Annotated in this window: 14 protein-coding genes; 4 read left to right on the top strand and 10 right to left on the bottom strand. The window is 72.6% G+C overall.

The features are described 5' to 3' along the window. Positions 1-39: 39 nt before the first annotated feature. Genes C3V41_RS11130 through C3V41_RS11105 form a run of 6 tightly spaced genes read right to left on the bottom strand, consistent with a single transcriptional unit; the run spans position 40 to position 5,670 of the window. A complete protein-coding gene (locus tag C3V41_RS11130) occupies positions 40-939 on the bottom strand; it encodes a hypothetical protein (RefSeq protein ID WP_106110307.1) in 900 nt (299 codons plus the stop codon). Further along, on the bottom strand, positions 936-1,991 hold the full coding sequence (locus C3V41_RS11125) for a vWA domain-containing protein (RefSeq protein WP_106110306.1): 1,056 nt from the start codon (positions 1,989-1,991) through the stop codon (positions 936-938). Before C3V41_RS11125 ends, C3V41_RS11130 begins: the two co-directional genes overlap by 4 nt. Beyond that, the gene (locus tag C3V41_RS11120) at positions 1,988-3,049 is read right to left on the bottom strand and encodes a vWA domain-containing protein (RefSeq protein ID WP_246741991.1); all 1,062 of its coding nucleotides are present in this window, start codon (positions 3,047-3,049) and stop codon (positions 1,988-1,990) included. The genes C3V41_RS11125 and C3V41_RS11120 overlap by 4 nt, the downstream gene beginning before the upstream one ends. Continuing rightward, positions 3,049-3,570 carry an alpha-amylase gene (locus C3V41_RS11115; protein WP_106110304.1) on the bottom strand — a complete coding sequence of 174 codons (522 nt, stop codon included), beginning with the start codon at positions 3,568-3,570 and terminating at the stop codon, positions 3,049-3,051. The genes C3V41_RS11120 and C3V41_RS11115 overlap by 1 nt, the downstream gene beginning before the upstream one ends. Further along, positions 3,571-4,563, bottom strand: a complete 993-nt coding sequence (locus C3V41_RS11110; RefSeq protein ID WP_106110303.1) for a DUF58 domain-containing protein — start codon at positions 4,561-4,563, stop codon at positions 3,571-3,573. It lies immediately after the preceding gene. Positions 4,564-4,584: 21 nt separating this feature from the next. Beyond that, positions 4,585-5,670 carry an AAA family ATPase gene (locus C3V41_RS11105; RefSeq protein WP_106110302.1) on the bottom strand — a complete coding sequence of 362 codons (1,086 nt, stop codon included), beginning with the start codon at positions 5,668-5,670 and terminating at the stop codon, positions 4,585-4,587. A 160-nt stretch (positions 5,671-5,830) separates the two neighbouring features. On the opposite strand from C3V41_RS11105, the gene C3V41_RS12935 reads away from it, so the two are divergent. From C3V41_RS12935 to C3V41_RS11070, 4 genes are all read left to right on the top strand, one after another. Next, a complete protein-coding gene (locus C3V41_RS12935; RefSeq protein WP_129591593.1) occupies positions 5,831-7,030 on the top strand; it encodes a variant leucine-rich repeat-containing protein in 1,200 nt (399 codons plus the stop codon). 5 nt (positions 7,031-7,035) lie between these two features. Beyond that, a complete protein-coding gene (locus tag C3V41_RS11080; protein WP_106110297.1) occupies positions 7,036-8,427 on the top strand; it encodes an MFS transporter in 1,392 nt (463 codons plus the stop codon). 314 nt (positions 8,428-8,741) lie between these two features. Beyond that, positions 8,742-10,235: a glycosyltransferase 87 family protein gene (locus tag C3V41_RS14025; protein ID WP_441299728.1), complete on the top strand. Its 1,494-nt coding sequence runs from the start codon at positions 8,742-8,744 to the stop codon at positions 10,233-10,235. A 57-nt stretch (positions 10,236-10,292) separates the two neighbouring features. Beyond that, a complete protein-coding gene (locus tag C3V41_RS11070; protein WP_106110296.1) occupies positions 10,293-11,525 on the top strand; it encodes an App1 family protein in 1,233 nt (410 codons plus the stop codon). Positions 11,526-11,743: 218 nt separating this feature from the next. Here the strand turns inward: C3V41_RS11070 and C3V41_RS11065 are convergent, their stop codons facing one another. The 4 genes from C3V41_RS11065 to C3V41_RS11050 form a co-directional block, all read right to left on the bottom strand. Then, positions 11,744-12,046 (bottom strand): protoporphyrinogen oxidase, encoded by a 303-nt coding sequence (locus C3V41_RS11065; protein ID WP_106110295.1) that lies wholly within the window; start codon positions 12,044-12,046, stop codon positions 11,744-11,746. Between the two features lie 602 nt (positions 12,047-12,648). After that, positions 12,649-13,401, bottom strand: coding sequence for a polyphosphate--glucose phosphotransferase (gene ppgK, locus C3V41_RS11060; RefSeq protein ID WP_106110294.1), 753 nt, complete (start codon positions 13,399-13,401; stop codon positions 12,649-12,651). Positions 13,402-13,635: 234 nt separating this feature from the next. Beyond that, complete coding sequence (locus C3V41_RS11055) at positions 13,636-14,979, bottom strand: hypothetical protein (protein ID WP_106110830.1); 1,344 nt, start codon at positions 14,977-14,979, stop codon at positions 13,636-13,638. Between the two features lie 122 nt (positions 14,980-15,101). Then, positions 15,102-15,956, bottom strand: a complete 855-nt coding sequence (locus C3V41_RS11050; protein WP_441299727.1) for a trimeric intracellular cation channel family protein — start codon at positions 15,954-15,956, stop codon at positions 15,102-15,104. Between the last annotated feature and the right edge of the window lie 53 nt (positions 15,957-16,009).

Raw genomic sequence — 16,009 nt, 5'->3', positions numbered from 1 at the left:
ACAAGCTGCCCCCGCACCTCAAGCCGCGGTAGCGGCGACCTACCAGGGGCGCCTGGCCCCGCCCCCGCCGGGCTGCTGGGGGTTACGGGTCTGCAGGCGCGGGTCGAGGGTCGGCCCACCGGGCCTGGGGGTGGGCGACGGGCTGGCACTGGCAGACGGAGTCGGCGTGGGCGTGGAGCCCGGGCTCGGGCTGGCACTCGGATCCGGAGTGGCGCTGGGGTCCGGACTGGCGCTGGGGTCCGGGCTCGGGCTGGCGCTCGGATCCGGGCTGGCGCTGGGGTCCGGACTGGTACTGGGATCCGGCGTGGAGTCGCTGCCGTCCTGGCCCGAGGGCATGGAGCAGTCGTCGAGCGCCGTGACGGCGGCCTGCTTCTGCTCCTCCACGGCGGCGGAGTCGCCGGCCTCTTGCGCCTTGGCGGCCAGCAGGACGTGCGCCACCGCCAGGTTGCCCCGTACCAGGCACTCCGGGCTGTCCGGCTTGGCCACCTGCACCTGGGTGCCGTCCGAGGTGGTCCCGGTCTTGCGCGGGGCCCTCGGCACCACCTTCAGGGCCCGCTCCAGGTCCTTGACCGCGGCGTCGACCTGGTCGTCCACGAGCTCGGCCGTGCCCAGGTTGTAGCGCACCCGCCACTGCTCGAACCAGGGGTTGAGCCGCTCCACCGTGCGGTAGTAGCGCACCGCGTGGGCGGAGTCCTTGGCAATGGCCGCCCGGTGCCCGGCAAAGGTCCACCCCCACACCGCGGCCAGCCACAGGGACAGCGCCAGGGCCAGCAGGGCGGGCAGGACGCCGATGACGAAGCGGTGGCGACGTCGGGTCAGGCGGGCCTGACGCGCCCGAGGATCCTCCGGGCCCGGGTCCGCACGGGGCTCACGCGCCTGGGGCCCCTGGCCCCCGTCGTCCTGCGCGGTGCGGTGCCTGCTCGCCCGGTGCAGCCTCATCGGCGGCCTCCTGTCTGCGTGGGGGTCAGTGAGGAGCGGGACACCAGGCGACGGGCGGCCACGTCCGCCCGGCCCAGGCTGGCGACCTCCCAGATGAGCAGCCCGGCGGCCACGACCCCCAGGGGCCACACGACGTAGCGGCTGGAGCGACGGGTGCGGTCCTCCTCGGTGGTCTTGCCCTCCACGCTCAGGTCGGTGAACTTGCTCGTGGGCTCGTCATTGGTGCCGGTACGCTGGATATAGGTCACGCCCAGGGCCGAGGCGAGGGCCGAGAGCGCCTGGGTGTCGGGCACGGAGACAGCGTCCTTGCCGCTGGGGTCCTGGATGAGGGGGGCGTCGGTGGCACCGGTGCCGGTGTTCTGCCGCATGGTGCCCCCCTCCTTGGTGCCGTAGCCCAGGACGGCGCCGCCCTGGATGTAGCCGGCCACCGTGGACCAGCTGGGGTTAATGGTGCCCGGGGTGGCGCCGTCCTCGGTGGACTCCCCGTCGGACAGGACGTAGAGGATCCGCGAGCCACCGGGACGGTGCTCCTTGGCGTCGGAGAGGATCTGGGTGACCAGGGGCAGGGCGCGGTCCACGGAGGAGCCGGAGGAGCGGGAGGAGATCTCCGGGGTCAGGTTGGCGATCCAGGTGGTGAGGGCCTCGACGTCGCTGGTCAGGGGCAGCTCACGGGCCGCCGTGGAGTCCAGGGCGATGACGGAGAAGCGGGCGTCGGCGTAGGCGTCACGGATGGCGGTCAGGTCGGCGCGCACCCCGTCCAGACGGGTCCCCTTGCCCCCGTCCCAGTCCTGGGCGGCCATGGAGCCGGTGCGGTCCACCACCAGGTAGACCTCGATGCTGGAGACGGGGACCTTCTCCTTGAGCTCCACGGAGGGCCCCGCCAGGATGACCGGGACCAGGGCGGCCAGGGCGCCACGGCGCCACCAGCGCCGCCAGGCCCCCGGCTCGGCGCCGCCGTGGCGGATCCACCTGGCGCCGAGCCACAGCAGGACGGCGTAGGCCACGACCAGCAGGACGATGACGGCCACGGGGACCATGGGTACGAAGGTCATGCGCGCCTCCAGACGGCTCCGGCGAGCAGGACCAGGACCGCCCCGGCGAGCACGACCGCCCAGACCTCGGGGACGTCGGTGGTGCGGACCTGGGTGTTCTCCCGGGCCTCCTTGACCTGGGTGCTCTCGACCTCGTTGACAATGGTGGAAGTGGCGTTGGGGTCGTCGACCTCGTAGAAGAGCCCGTTGTGCTCGAGGGTGACGTTCTTGATCTCGGTGCGGGCGGCGTCGATATCGGCCTGGGTGATACCGGGGTCCAGGTTCTTGGCGTCCACGCCGAACAGGGTAATGAGCTTGATATTGTTCTGGGTGGCGAAGTCCGCGGCGGCCTGCAGGGAGTAGATCTGGAGGTGGTAGTCGTCGTAGACCTGGTTGTCGGTGGCCAGGATGAGGATCCGGGGCCGGTCCTTGACGCTCTGGTTGCCCATGGCGGCCGCGCACGAGGCCAGCCCGTCCCCGTCCAGGGAGGAGGCCTTGATGTCCCTGTTGGTGGTGCCCGCGAAGGTCCGCGCGTAGCGCTGGTAGGCGGGGTCGTGGTACGTGGCGGTGCTGGTGTCGAAGTCCAGCGCGTTGGCCACCTCGGTGAGCTGGTTGCGCAGGGTGTCGTAGTCGTCGGTGAGGGGGACGATCGTCTGCGCCGTGTTGTTCCAGGCCGTCAGCCCCACCCTCTCCCCCTCGAAGGAGTCCACGAGCGTGCTGAAGGTCTTCAGGACCTTGGCGTCCACCCCGATCATGGAGAGCGACACGTCCAGGCAGAGCATAATGTCGCGGTTGGCCAGCTGGTCGTTGCGCACCGTGCGGTGCACGGGCCGTCCCGCGATCCCGGCCGCCGCCACCAGGGCCACCGCCACCACCCCGCCCAGGGCCGCGTAGGTCCAGCGCCGGAGCCTGATCCGACGTCGGACCGCGGGGGCGGTCAGGAGCCCGGCGGAGTTGGCCACCCGCCGCAGGCCCCGGCTCGCGGCCAGGCGCACGGCCTGGCTCCCCAGCACCCCGGCGACGGCCAGGCCCGCCAGGACCAGGCCCGCCAGGACCAGGGCCCATGCCAGCCAGCTCATTACCATCGTGTCACCACCTCCATGGTCTCGTGGACGGCCTCCAGGGCGTCGGCGCGGGTGACCGCGTCAAAGGAGGGCTGCTCCCACACGGTCAGCAGCTCCCCGACGTACCCCAGGGGGTTGCGGTCCACGGGGCGACGCCGGGAGCGCAGGAAGCGGATACGGTCGATCACGCTGCGCCGGTCGGCCCCCTGGGCCAGGTCGAGGATCTCGGCCACCGTGAGCGACTCCATGGGGGTTCCGGTGCGCTGGGTGGCGAAGCCCCGCAGGACGGCGGCCAGCTCCAGGTGGAGGTCGCGCACGCTGAGCTCACCGGCCTCGTAGGCGGCAGCGGCGTCCTGCACGCAGCCCAGCCACCGGCTCCGGTCCCCGGGCGCCAGGGGGATGTCACCGACCCGGGAGGAGGTGTCCCGGGCGGTGCTCACGAACACCCAGACCAGCCAGGCCGTCACCAGCAGCAGGCCCACGATGGCGGCCATGATCCACCACAGGGGCATGAGGACGGGGGAGTTGAGCGTCACTCAGATCACCCGCCGCCTGCGGGAGGAGGCCAGGCGCTGACGGCGCAGGAGCTCGGCCAGGGCGGGTACGAGGGTCGATGAGGAGGTCACGGTGGTGTGCTCCAGGTGTCGGGAGTCGAGGAGGGCGGAGACCTGGCCGCGGCGGGAGGCGTCGGCCCCGGCCATCTCGGCGGCCAGGGAGGCGTCCTCACGCAGGAAGGCGGGCAGCTCGTGGACCATCTCCACGTCGCGGCTGCGGCCCTTGCCGGGGGCCACCGGCAGGTCGTCGGCCACCTGGACGACCATGAGCTCGTGCTGGACGCTCAGGCGGCGCAGCCAGTCGCTGGCGGAGGCGTCCGGGTGGGAGGTGTCGGTGACCAGCGCCACCAGGCTGCGGCGTCGGAAGGTCGTGGAGACCCGCTCCAGGACGCGCGAGACGTCCGAGGCGGGGGCGGCCAGGGGGTCGAGCTCATCCAGGTGCCACAGCTGGCGGGCCATAAGGGTCAGGATCATCTCGGCGTGCTCGCTGCCCGAGCGCGGGGGGCGGGAGACCAGCCGCTGGGCGTCCCCGGCCACCACGGCCACGGTGTCCCCGCGCATCCGGGCCAGGTAGGCCAGGATCTCGGCGGTGAAGAGGGCCAGGTCGCGCTTGTCCTCCCCGCTGGGGGCCTGGGCGCCCATGGTGCGCCCGGTGTCCAGGGCCAGGACCAGGGGCAGGTTGGACTCCCTCTGGAAGCGCTTGATGACCGGCTTGCCGTTGCGGGCGGTGGCCTTCCAGTCGATGTCCTCCACATCGTCCCCGGGCCGGTAGAGGCTCAGGTCGGAGAAGTCCTGGCCGTGCCCCACGAAGATGGAGCGGTTGCGCCCGTCCAGCAGCCCGGAGGCACGCCGGACCACGGGCAGGCTCATACGACGTCGCACGCCCGCCAGCCGCGAGCCGCGGCTGGGCCGGGGGACGGACTGCTCCTGGGGCGGGTAGAGCGAGGAGGCGCCGGAGGGGCTGGGAGCTGACATGGGCGGCTGGCGGTCCTGTTCTCAGGGCGTGGGGACGGCCTGGAAGACCGCGTCGATAATGGACTCGGGGGCGACGTCGTCGGCCAGGGCGTCATAGGTCAGGACCAGGCGGTGGCGCAGGACGGGGTGGCGCAGGAGGCGCACGTCGTCGGGGGTGACGTAGCCGCGGCCGTCCTGGAGGGCGATGGACTGGGCCACCTTCATGAGGGCGATGGCCCCGCGCGGGGAGGCGCCCACCCGCACGTGCCGCTCGATACCGGCCACCGGGCGGGGCCCCGAGCCCCGGGTGGTCCCCACCAGGGCCACAATGTACTGGCGGATGACGGGGGCCACGTAGACGGCGTTGACCGCCTCCTGGAGCCACATGACGTCACGGATGGAGATCGGGGGGTGCTTGATCCGCCTCTCGAACGCGCCGCTGGCGACGCGCTCCAGGATGTCGGCCTCGTCGGCAGGGCTGGGGTAGGTCAGGACCTCCTTCATGAGGAAGCGGTCCATCTGGGCCTCAGGTAGGACGTAGGTCCCTTCCTCCTCAATGGGGTTCTGCGTGGCCAGGACCATGAAGGGGGTGGGGAGAGGGTAGACAACACCGCCGATAGACGTCTGACGCTCCTGCATGGCCTCCAGCATGGCTGACTGGGTCTTGGCGCTGGAGCGGTTGATCTCGTCCAGGAGGACAATATTGGCGTGCACCGGCCCCAGCTGGGTACTCATCTCACCGGTGGAGACATTGAGGACCTGGGTGCCGATAATGTCGTTCGGCATGAGGTCGGGGGTGCACTGGATACGCCGGAACGACCCCGAGACGGCGGCGGCCAGGGCCTGGGCCGCCGTGGTCTTGGCCAGGCCGGGCACGGACTCCAGCAGCACGTGCCCCCCGGCAATGAGGGAGGAGAGCAGGGCCACCCGCAGGCGCTGCTGTCCCACCACCCGCTCGGAGTAGACGCTGGCGACCTTGGACAGCAGGTCGTCGGCCCGGTCCAGGTCCGAGGCCGACAGGGTGGAGTGGGAGGAAGAGGGGGTGGGGGCCGGTGAGGTGGCCGCCGCGGGCGGGAAGCTCGGCGCGGCGTGGCTGCCAGCACGGCGCCGGGGATCGGGGGTGGTCATATACGGTCTCCTTGGTGTCTGCCAGAGACTAACCTGTCACAGGCGCCGGGGCACCTCCACACGCACCTCGGCTACGATATAGGCCAGATCCCAGTGGTACCGCGCCACCCCTGGAAGTGGCCGGGCCGCGGTACACCCCACCCACATAAGGACCTCAATCATGTCCCAGTCTCAGGCTGACCTCCTTGCACGTGCCTCAGACCCCAACGCCCCCCTGGAGGATCTCCACCGGCTGGCGCAGGACTACCCGGGACTGCGGCCAGCCATCGCCGCTAACCCGAGTACCTACCCGGCGCTGCTGGAGTGGCTCGGCAGCCTCGGCGACCCGGCGGTCAACGCCGCCCTGGCCGCCCGCTTCGGCGGCGCGGACCCCTCGGAGGCGGCCACCATGGCGATACAGAGCCCCAGGCCGACCGCCCAGCCGGGCGTGGGCACGGACACCGCCATCAGGCCCGGCCCCCCCGGCCGGGACACCAAGGTCATCCCCGCCCAGGACTCGGCCCAGCTCGCCCAGGACCAGTGGGCGGCCCAGTCCGCCCAGTCCGCCGCGGCAGCCACCACCAGCATGGGCGCGGTCGGCACCCCGGAGCCGGTCCACTACAGCCGGACCTACACCCGCCCCACCTCCTCCGTCGTCCCGGTGGGCCCCGCCGTACCGATCAGCCCCGGGGCGGGCGCCGTTCCGGGGGCCGGGACGGGGGCCATGGGCCCGCAGGCCGACCTCCTGAGCGGCCAGCAGGACATACTGGAGGAGCACCACCAGTCCAACGCCGTCCTGTGGGTCCTCACCGGCGTCGTCGTGGTACTCGTGGCAGGCACCCTGACGTGGTTCCTCACCGCCAACAACCGCAAGCCCACGGCCGTCCAGACCACCTCCAGCACCACCCAGGAGGCCTCCGTCCCCCAGACGACCGCTACGACCGGTGCGGGCAAGCCCACCCCGACCCCCAGTGCCACGCCCACGCCCACGCCCACCGCCACCCCCACCGCGCTGCGCTACCCGGCCCCCGCCACCGCCCAGCAGCTGTCGAGCTTCACCGCCCCCAGCGGCAACATCACCTGCCGCCTGGACGGGGACACGGCCTCGTGCACCATTAAGGAGTACAACTTCACCGCCCAGGGAGCCTCCTGCTCGGCCAGCTCCAAGCCCTTCACCAGCTCGGTGGGCAAGTCCGGCCAGGCCACGGGCTCGTGCTCCCAGTCCTTCTCCCCGGTGGGGGTGACCCTGGACTACGGGGCCAGCGCCAAGAACGGGACCGTGGCCTGCACGTCCGACGAGTCCGGGATCACCTGCTGGAGCCAGATCACCGGGGAGGGCTTCACCATGGCGCGCAACGGCGCCAACTCCACCCACCGGTGAGCCCGGTGACCTCGAGCTATGCCCGGATCCTGAGCAGGCCCGGCGCCCTCCAGTTCTCGGCCGCCGGCTTCCTGGCCCGCTTCCCCATGTCCATGGTGGGTATCTCCACCATCCTGACCGTCCAGTCCCTCTACGGGAACTACACCTCCGCCGGCGGGGTGAGCGCCGCCCTGGTCGTCGCCACCGCCGTCGGGGCCCCGGTCCTGGCGCGCCTGGTGGACGCCCGCGGACAGTCCCGGGTCATGCTGCCCGCCGTGCTCGGCTCGGCCCTGGGAATGGTGGGGATGATCACTGCAGCCGGCCTCCGGGCCCCGCTGTGGGTCCTGGTGGCCCTGGCGTTGGTGGCCGGGGGCCTGGGCGGGTCCATGGGTTCCCTGGTCCGCTCCCGCTGGACCACGGTGCTGGACAGCCCCGACGACATCCACACGGCCTTCTCCCTGGAGGCGGCCCTGGACGAGGTCGTCTTCGTGGTGGGGCCGGTGGCGGCCACCGCCCTGTGCACCTCCGCGGCGCTGCCGGTGACCTCCGGGTGGGTCGCCGCCCTGTGCCTGCACCTGGGAGGCGGGCTGTGGCTCCTCTCCCAGCGTGCTACCGAGCCCCCGGCCCACGGCCCGGGACCGGCGTCCGCCTTGAGCAGACCCAGGCGCTCGCAGGGCCGGGCGGCCGGGCGGGACCAGGCGGATGCGCAGGACCGCTCGGCCGGGCGGAGCCAGGCGGCCGACCCCGCGAACGGGCGGAGCCGGGCGGACAGGGCAGGCCCCGGGCCCGACGCGACCGCCCTCCACCCGGGGCCGTCCCGCACGGCGACGTCGGCCCTGAGGCACGGCGCGGTCCTGGCGGTGGTGGCCGTGTTCCTGGGCAGCGGCGCCCTGTTCGGCGCCAATGACGTCACCGCGGTGGCCTTCGCCACCGAGCAGGGGCGTCCCTCCTCCTCCGGCTTGGTGCTGGCGGCCTGGGCGCTGGGTTCCCTGAGCGCCGCGCTCGTCTACGGCTCACGGACCTGGGCCTGGCCCATGTGGAGGCAGTTCCTCGTGGGCGTCCTCGCCCTGGCGCTGGGTGCCTCCACCTTCATCCTGGCCGGCTCGGTCCCGGTGCTCATGGTCCTCATGCTGGTCACGGGCACGTCCATCGCCCCGACCGTTACCGTGGGCAACCACATCGTCCAGGCGGTCACCCCCCGTGACCAGCTCACCGAGGGCCTGACCTGGGTGGGTACCGCCATGAACGTGGGCGTCTCCCTGGGCTCGCTGCTGGCCGGCCGCCTGGTGGACACCCACGGCTCCCGCGGCGGGTACGTGCTCGTGACCGTCTTCGCCTGGCTGTCGGTGCTCGTGGCCCTGGCCACCATTGGCGTCGTACGCCGGGCCCGGGTCCACCACCACCTGCCGGAGGCGTAGAGATGCCCGGAACACCCTCCCGGCGGCCCAGGGCCACCCGCCCGGACCCGACGGCGTCGGACCCAGCGGCCGCCCCGGCAGAGGGCGCGGCGCCCGCACCGGCACCGGGGGCAGCGGCGGCAGCCCCGGCAGCGGGCCCGGCACTGGCGCCCATCTCGGCGCCCGCCCTGACACCGCCGTCCGCACCGGCACTGAGCCCGGCGGCAGCCCCGGCGTCGGGCCTTATCCGCCTGCTGGCCACGACCCTGGGGTGGGTGGGGCTGCTGGCGTCGGCCTACCGGTGGGCGTGGAACACCGACGGCTCACCACGCTTTATGCTGGACGCCTGGATCTACCACCACGCCGTGGAGCAGTGGCACGCCGGCGGCAGCCTGTACGACTGGTACGCCAACCCCGCCGACCACCTGTGGCCCTTTACCTACCCTCCCTTTGCCGCGTGGGCCCTGACGCCCCTGACCACGGTGACGCAGGACCGCGCCTTCCAGGTGGTCATGCTGCTGGCCACGCCCGTGTGCATGGCCGTGACGGCCTGGGCCTGCCTACGGGCCCTGGGAGTGCGGCGGTGGGCCGGGGCGGCGGCGCCCTGGCTGGGCCTGATCGGCGTGCTCACCCTGGAACCGGTCTACAAGACCATGGAGTACGCCCAGGTCAACGCCGTCCTGGCGGCCCTGGTGGCGGTGGACCTGCTGGCCGTGCCCGCCAGCTCACGCTGGCGCGGGGTCCTGTGCGGCCTGGCGGCCGCCTTCAAGCTGACCCCGGCCATCGCGGTCGTGGTGCTCCTGGTGCGCAGGCAGTGGCGGGCGGCCGCGACCATGGTCGCGACGGCGTCGGGCGTGACCCTGGCGTGCTGGGCCCTCAGTCCCCGGGAGTCCGCCCGGTTCTTCCTCCAGGCGGCCTGGGATCCCACGCGCGCGGGCTTTGCCGAGTACGCGGGCAACCAGAACCTCAAGGGGATGGTGGCCCGAGCCCTGGTGGGCGACGAGAGGCTGTGGACGCCCCTGTGGGCGGTGTCGGTCGTGGCGGTCACGGTACTGGCGGTGCTCCTGGCCGTCAGGACGGACGCCCTGCGGCCGTCGCGCCAGACGGGGCTGGTCCCGGGTGGTGCGGCGCCGGTTCCTGGCACGCCAGCTCCGGGCAGTACGGCGCCGGCACCGGGCAGTATGCCGCTGACACCGGCACTGGGCACCGCGGCTCCAGCACCCGACACGCCAGCCCCAGGCAGTGCGGCGCCGGCACCGGGTGACCCCTGTGCGCGTACCGGGCGTGAGCACCACCCCGCCCCGGGTGGTCCCCGACTGCCCGACGCCGAGGGCACGGTCCTGCTGCTCCAGGTAGGGGTGGTCATGGGCCTGGGGCTGCTGGTCTCCCCCATCTCCTGGTCCCACCACTGGGTGTGGTGCCTGCCCATGGTCATGGGCCTGGCGGCGGCGGCCTGGCGCTGGCGCAGCGGCGTGCTGGGCCTGTGCGCGGCCACGGGCTGGGCGGTGTTCGCCCTGGCAATGCAGTGGTGGTTCCCCAACCAGAACCACCTGGAGGCGGGCTGGACCGCCCTCCAGCGCTGGGCCGGGTCCTCCTACACCCTGTGGGCCCTGGTGACCGGGGTCGCCCTGGCCTGGGAGGTGAGGCGTCGGGCTGCGGCGGACCCCGGTGCCTGCCCTGTCCCGACCCGGCCGGACCGCAGTACACACCCTGCCCCGACCCAGCCGGACCGCGGTACCCGCCCTGTCCCGACCTGCCCAGACCCCGGCGAGGCAGACCCGGTACCACCTCGGGAGCCCTTGTGCGGGCGTCCCCAGGACACGCCCTGAACTGCGTGGTCACCGCGCCTCAGGGGCGTCGTCGGCAAGCCCCCTAGACTTGACGGCGTGCCGATCTCCGACATCCCCCGCGCCGTAGAGAACCGCTTCCGCCGGGACATTATCCCCGTGCTACGGCGTCATGGCTGGCGGCCCCGCATCGTGCCCTACGACGGCTACGGCTCCTCGGTCCACCCCCTGGAGGACGGGCCGCAGGCCGCGGGCGGCGCTCGGCACGGCCCCGCCACCGGCGGCACCCCCGACGGCCCCGACAGCACCCCTGGTGTCACCCCTGACGACCCCGGGCGACGGAGCACAGGCACGCCGCCGTCGGACATGGCCCGGGTCCTGGCCCGGGTCGTCATGCGCGACCCCGGGGCCCCGGCCGAGGGCCCGCTCTTCCGCTCCCTGCCCGGGAACATGGCGGAGGCTCGCGACCTAGCACTGACCAGCCTGCTGGAGGTCCAGCGCGGGTGGCGGCTCTTTATCGACCTGCCGGTCCCCTTTATCCCGGTGACCGTCACGCTGGGGGCAGCGAGCGTGCGCACCCGGGCCGACCGCTCGGGCTGCGTGGACGTCGTCCTGCGGGGCCACGGCCTGCCCCCGGGATGGCACCAGGCCACCATCCAGGCGGCGGGCAGCACGGTGACCGCCGCCGTGCTCGTGGTGGCGCCGGGGCCGCGCCTGGGCGTTATCGCCGACGTGGACGACACCGTCATGATCACCCACATCCCCCGCGCCCTGCTGGCCACGTGGAACTCCATGGTCAAGTACACCTCGGCCCGCCAGCCGGTTCCCGGGATGGCGCGGATGCTCACCGACGTGCAGACCGCCCACCCGGGCGCGCCGGTCTTCTACGTCTCCACCGGTGCCTGGAACGTGCTGCCCACGCTGCGGGCGTTCTTCGAGCGCCACGGCTTCCCCGCCGGCCCCAAGCTCCTGACCGCCTGGGGGCCGACCAACACGGGCTGGTTCCGCAGCGGGATCGAGCACAAGCGCACCCAGTTCCGGCGCCTGCTCATTGACCTGCCGGAGGTGGTCTGGCTGCTCGTGGGCGACGACGGCCAGCATGATCTCCTGCTCTACGGGGAGCTGGCGCGCGAGCACCGCAACCGGGTCGCCGCCATCGCCATCCGCCAGCTCACCCCCGCCCAGCAGGTGCTCGCGGGCTCCCTGTCTGCCCACCCCCTGGGCCAGGGCCCGGAGGCGCAGATCCTTGACGAGGCCGGGGTCCCGGTGGTCTTCGGGGACAACGGCTACGAGCTGGCGTGCCTCCTGCCCCCCGAGATCCTGCCGGGGTGAGGTGCAGGGGCGAGTTGCACATTCTTCTTACGTTCCACGATCATAAAGTGGCAGGATCACGCGGAATCGCGGGCCGGGGCGGGGACTGGGAACAGGATGAATGTGCAACTCTGACGCCGTTGCACATTCATCCCGGATCCTGGAGCCCGTGGCACACTACGGATCCGCATGATCCTGCCGTTCTATGATCGCTGATTGTAAAAAGAATGTGCAGGCGCTCAGGAGGTGGTGCGGATGGTGGCGGGAACGCTGACCGGCTCCGAGGCCGCGGGCTGCGCCGGGCGGGAGGAGAACAGGCGCTCCTTGACCGCGTCGGCGACCTTGTCGGTGACCGCCTCGCCCTGGGAGCGCACGGCGTTGACGATCCTGGTGCTGACGGCGTCCACGCGGGAGCGGACGAAGGGCTGCTCCATGACCCGGACGGCCCTGGCCTTCATGCGCTCGTACCGGGCACGGCCCGCACGGGTGCCCAGGACGTAGCCGGTACCGAGCCCGAGGGCGAAGATGAGTTTTCCAGCCATGAGGCCTCCTGGTGGTTGGTCGCCCACTGCGGCGGGGCGGCGGGACTGCCCAGCGTAGTCGGCCTGAGGTCGCTAGCCACCCCACGGCCTGGCGGGTGGTGTTCGCCTCCCGCGTGGCCCCAGGCGGCGGGTACCCGCCGGACGCTGGGGCCTGGGGCTGTTGGCCGCCTCATCGCCTGGGGCTGCTGGCTGCCACTGGCTGCCGCTGGTCGCTGCGCCGGGCCCTGGGGCTGCTAGCCGCCTCGTCGCCTGGGGGCTGCTGGCCGCCGTCGTAAAACGCCACCTCGGGGAGGTGGACGCCGTCTCAGGCAGATGAACGCTACTTTGGGCGGGTAAACGCCATTTTGGGGAGATGAACGCGCGCCTAGATGGCGTTCACCTCTCTGAAACGGCGTCCACAGCCTTAAGATAGCGTTTACCTCATCAAAACGGCGTTCATCTACCTGAGGTAGCGTTCGGCCCGGCGACAGGGGCCTCCCCACGACCACCGGCTCGCTGGCGGTCGAAGGGGCCTACCGTGCGGTACGGGCCCACCTGGGACATCGGCGGCACCCGGGGCGGGCTGAGAATCGGCAGCCCCTGAGAGGCGACCTGGGCGGAGCCTACCGTGCGGTACGGGCCGCCTCGTAGGCGGCACCGACAATGCCCGCGGTGTTGAGCAACTTGGCGGGCACAATGGGGGTGCGCAGGTTGAGCAGGGGCAGGAACTTCTCGTGCTTCCTCGACACGCCCCCGCCGACGACGAACAGGTCCGGGCTGAAGAGCATCTCCACGTGGCTGTAGTAGCGCTGGAGGCGCTTGGCCCACTTCTTCCAGCTCAGGTCCAGGAGCTCCTTGCAGTGGGTGGAGGCGCGGCTCTCGGCGTCGTGGCCGTCGATCTCCAGGTGGCCGAGCTCGGTGTTGGGCACCAGGGTGCCGTCGACAATGACGGCCGAGCCGATACCCGTCCCCAGGGTGGTGACGATAGTGGTGCCGGGCACGTCCTTGGCGGCACCGTAGGCGACCTCGGCCAGCCCGGCGGCGTCGGCGTCGTTGAGGGCGTGGGAGGGGCGCCCCAGGACCCGGGTCATGAGCTCGTCCACGTTGACCCCCTCCCAGGACTTGTCGAGGTTGGCCATGAACACGACGGTGCCGCGCACGATCGGGGCGGGGAAGGTGATGCCCACGGGCACGTCCGGCCCGACGCCGAGCCTGTCGATAATCGCGCGGCAGACCTGGGCGACCGCCTCGGGCGTGGACGGCTGGGGGGTCTCAATGCGTACGCGCTCACCGATGAACTCACCGGTCCCGAGGTCGACCAGGGCGCCCTTGACGCCTGATCCGCCAATGTCGATCCCGCATGCCACCTGGGTCATCGCCCGTCTCCTGAGACTCGTCGGTCGGTACGGGTCGAGGATATCGGAGATCGACGCCGTCGGGGCGCGACTTTGTGGAACCGCAAAGGCTCAGGCCGACCAGCCCCCCGGGCCGCCTGCCGCGGACGACCGCACCAGGGCCACTGTGCCAGCCGGCGGGCGCTGGCCGCCCTGGAGGCCCTGCCAGCGCCGGGGGCCGCTGGCCACTGCCAGCCGGCAGGCACCAGCCGCACCTTACGGGGCGGTGACGAACACCGTGGGGGGCACCCCGTAGCGGGCGTAGGTCTCCTCGCAGGCGTGGCAGGGGCCAATGGGCTTGCCCTCGGGTGAGTGGGTCCTCACCCTGGTCACGGTCTCGGGCAGACGGTCGACACCCTTCTCCTGCGCGGCGTTGACGAGCAGCTTGTAGACGGAGTCGACCCGGTACTCCCAGCGGCCGAAGGGGCCGCCCTGGCGGACCGCGTTGTCCAGCCAGGCCTCGTACCAGGCCAGGAAGCCGGGGGCCACGAGCTGGAAGCCGTCGTCGCAGGCGACCGAGTCCAGCCACACGGTGCCGTCGGCGAGCTTGAGCACCCACCGGGCCCCGCAGCCGGCGTCGGCCAGCTGCCACCACCTGTCAGAGAGGGGCCGGGGTGCCAGGCCGTAGCCGGGGCCCGCCCCGTTGGCGGCGATCGTGCCCAGGAACCAGGACATGTCCCCCGGCAGCCCGGGGACGACGCCGCCAGGAGCCCCCAGGCGCATGCCGTGGTGGCGGGCGCCGCACCAGCCGGCCTCGCTGCGCGGGTTGTCGGCGCAGGCACGCAGCATATTGAGCGTGTGCTGCAGGCCGTCGCGGGTGAGGACGGGCGCTGGCTCAAGCGGCTCCAGGACCGCCCACTCGCGCAGCATGCGCATGCCCGAGCCCCCGGCGTGCCTCCGGGCCAGGGCCTCCAGCACGGCGGCCGCGGCCGGCCAGTCGCCCATGCCGAGCTTGGTCTCGCTCGTCGTCGACCGCCCGGTGCCCATGAAGCAGCCCAGGGCGACGAGGTCGTCCGAGCGCGTGGCCGGGACCGTCCCGCTCTCCAGCACGGCCCGGGTCAGCGCCGAGTACCCGCCGAGGGCCCGCCGCAGGCCCTCCACCTCCTCCATGCCCACGCCCATGCTGCGGTCGAGCCGACTCACGGTCACCCGGTAGCGGCGAGCGCCCACGCGGGCCTCGAACTGCTCGACCTCGGGGTCCTGCGTCCTGATCAGGTCGGGACGGCCGATGGCGGTCAGCAGGACGGGGCCGAAGGCGCAGGCCCAGTTGCAGCCCGCGGTGACCACGGACCCCTGCGCGCCGGGACCGTACCCGCTGGCGGTCACCAGGGCGCCCGTCTCCCCCAACCGCCCGCCCTTGACCTCCAGGAAGATGAACGCGCCGTAGGGCGGGTCCGGGCGCATGTCGTCGACGACGCACTGGATGCTGGGCATCCCCTCCCCCAGCTCGACGACCTGCGCGCCGTCGGTCTCCACCACGCGCGCGCCGTGGAAGTGGCTCGCAATCACCTCGGCGAGCAGGTGGTTGGGCTCGAAGGACTGCTGGTCGTTACCGCTCATGCGCCCCATCCCATCATGTTTCCGAGCGCGACAGGCCGTGTCTGCCCGGTCCTGACGCCGCCTGCTCGCAGGTCCTCGGGGTGGGGGCCGGTGTGGCCGTTGCCGAGGCCGACCCGGGGCAGTCACAGGTCCTCGGGGTCAAGGGGTCGGTACCGGCGTCGTCTCGTCTCCTGCCGCCCCGCCCCAGGCCGTCTGCCCCACCGGCTGGGCTCGCCGTACGGACGGCGCATGAGGGCCCGGCGCCACCCGGAGCCGGGGCCACCCCCGCGGGACGGCGGGCCGCCGACCTCCCCGGTGCGACGTCGGGCCAGGCGGCGCTCCCGATCCCCGGCCACCGGCAGCTGCCAGGAACGCCAGTAGGCCATGAGACAGGTACCGGCTCCCACCACGGTAGCCACCAGCATGGCGTAGGCGTCGGGCAGGCCCGCGGCCACCAGGGCCACCATGGTGGCGGCCGAGCACAGGGCCGGGACGGCGTAGAGCCGGTTGCCGCCGAAGACGCTGGGGGTCTCACCCACCGAGACGTCGCGGACCATGGAGCCGCCCACCGCCGTCAGGGAGCCCAGGAGGAGGGCGGGCATCACCCCCAGGCCGTTGGACAGGGCCTTGGAGGCCCCGGTGGCCGCCCAGGTGCCCAGGACGACGGCGTCGGCCACCACCAGGAAGCGGCGGGCGAGCCGAGAGGTGAAGGGGACGAACCAGGCCACCAGGGCCCCGGCGCAGGCGGTGTAGAGGTAGTAGGGGTCCGTCAGGGCGAAGGGCGGGCCGGCCTGGATCATGACGTCGCGCAGGATGCCGCCGCCGGTGGCCGTCAGGATGGCCAGGACCACGAAGCCCACCAGGTCGAAGTTCTTGCGTCGGGCAATGAGCCCGCCCAGGATGCCGTTGAGCAGGACGCCGCACAGGTCCAGGAGGCGGAAGGTCTCCGGGAGGGTGTCGGGGACGGGCAGGGCCAGCGGGCCGGGAAGGGACGGCAGGGACAGGGCCGGCAGGGCCGACGGCGTGGCGGGCAGGGCCGTAGAGGAGGCGT

The sequence above is a fragment of the Actinomyces sp. oral taxon 897 genome (genome assembly GCF_002999235.1).
Classification (GTDB): domain Bacteria; phylum Actinomycetota; class Actinomycetes; order Actinomycetales; family Actinomycetaceae; genus Actinomyces.
This window is presented reverse-complemented; position numbering and strand designations above follow the sequence as displayed.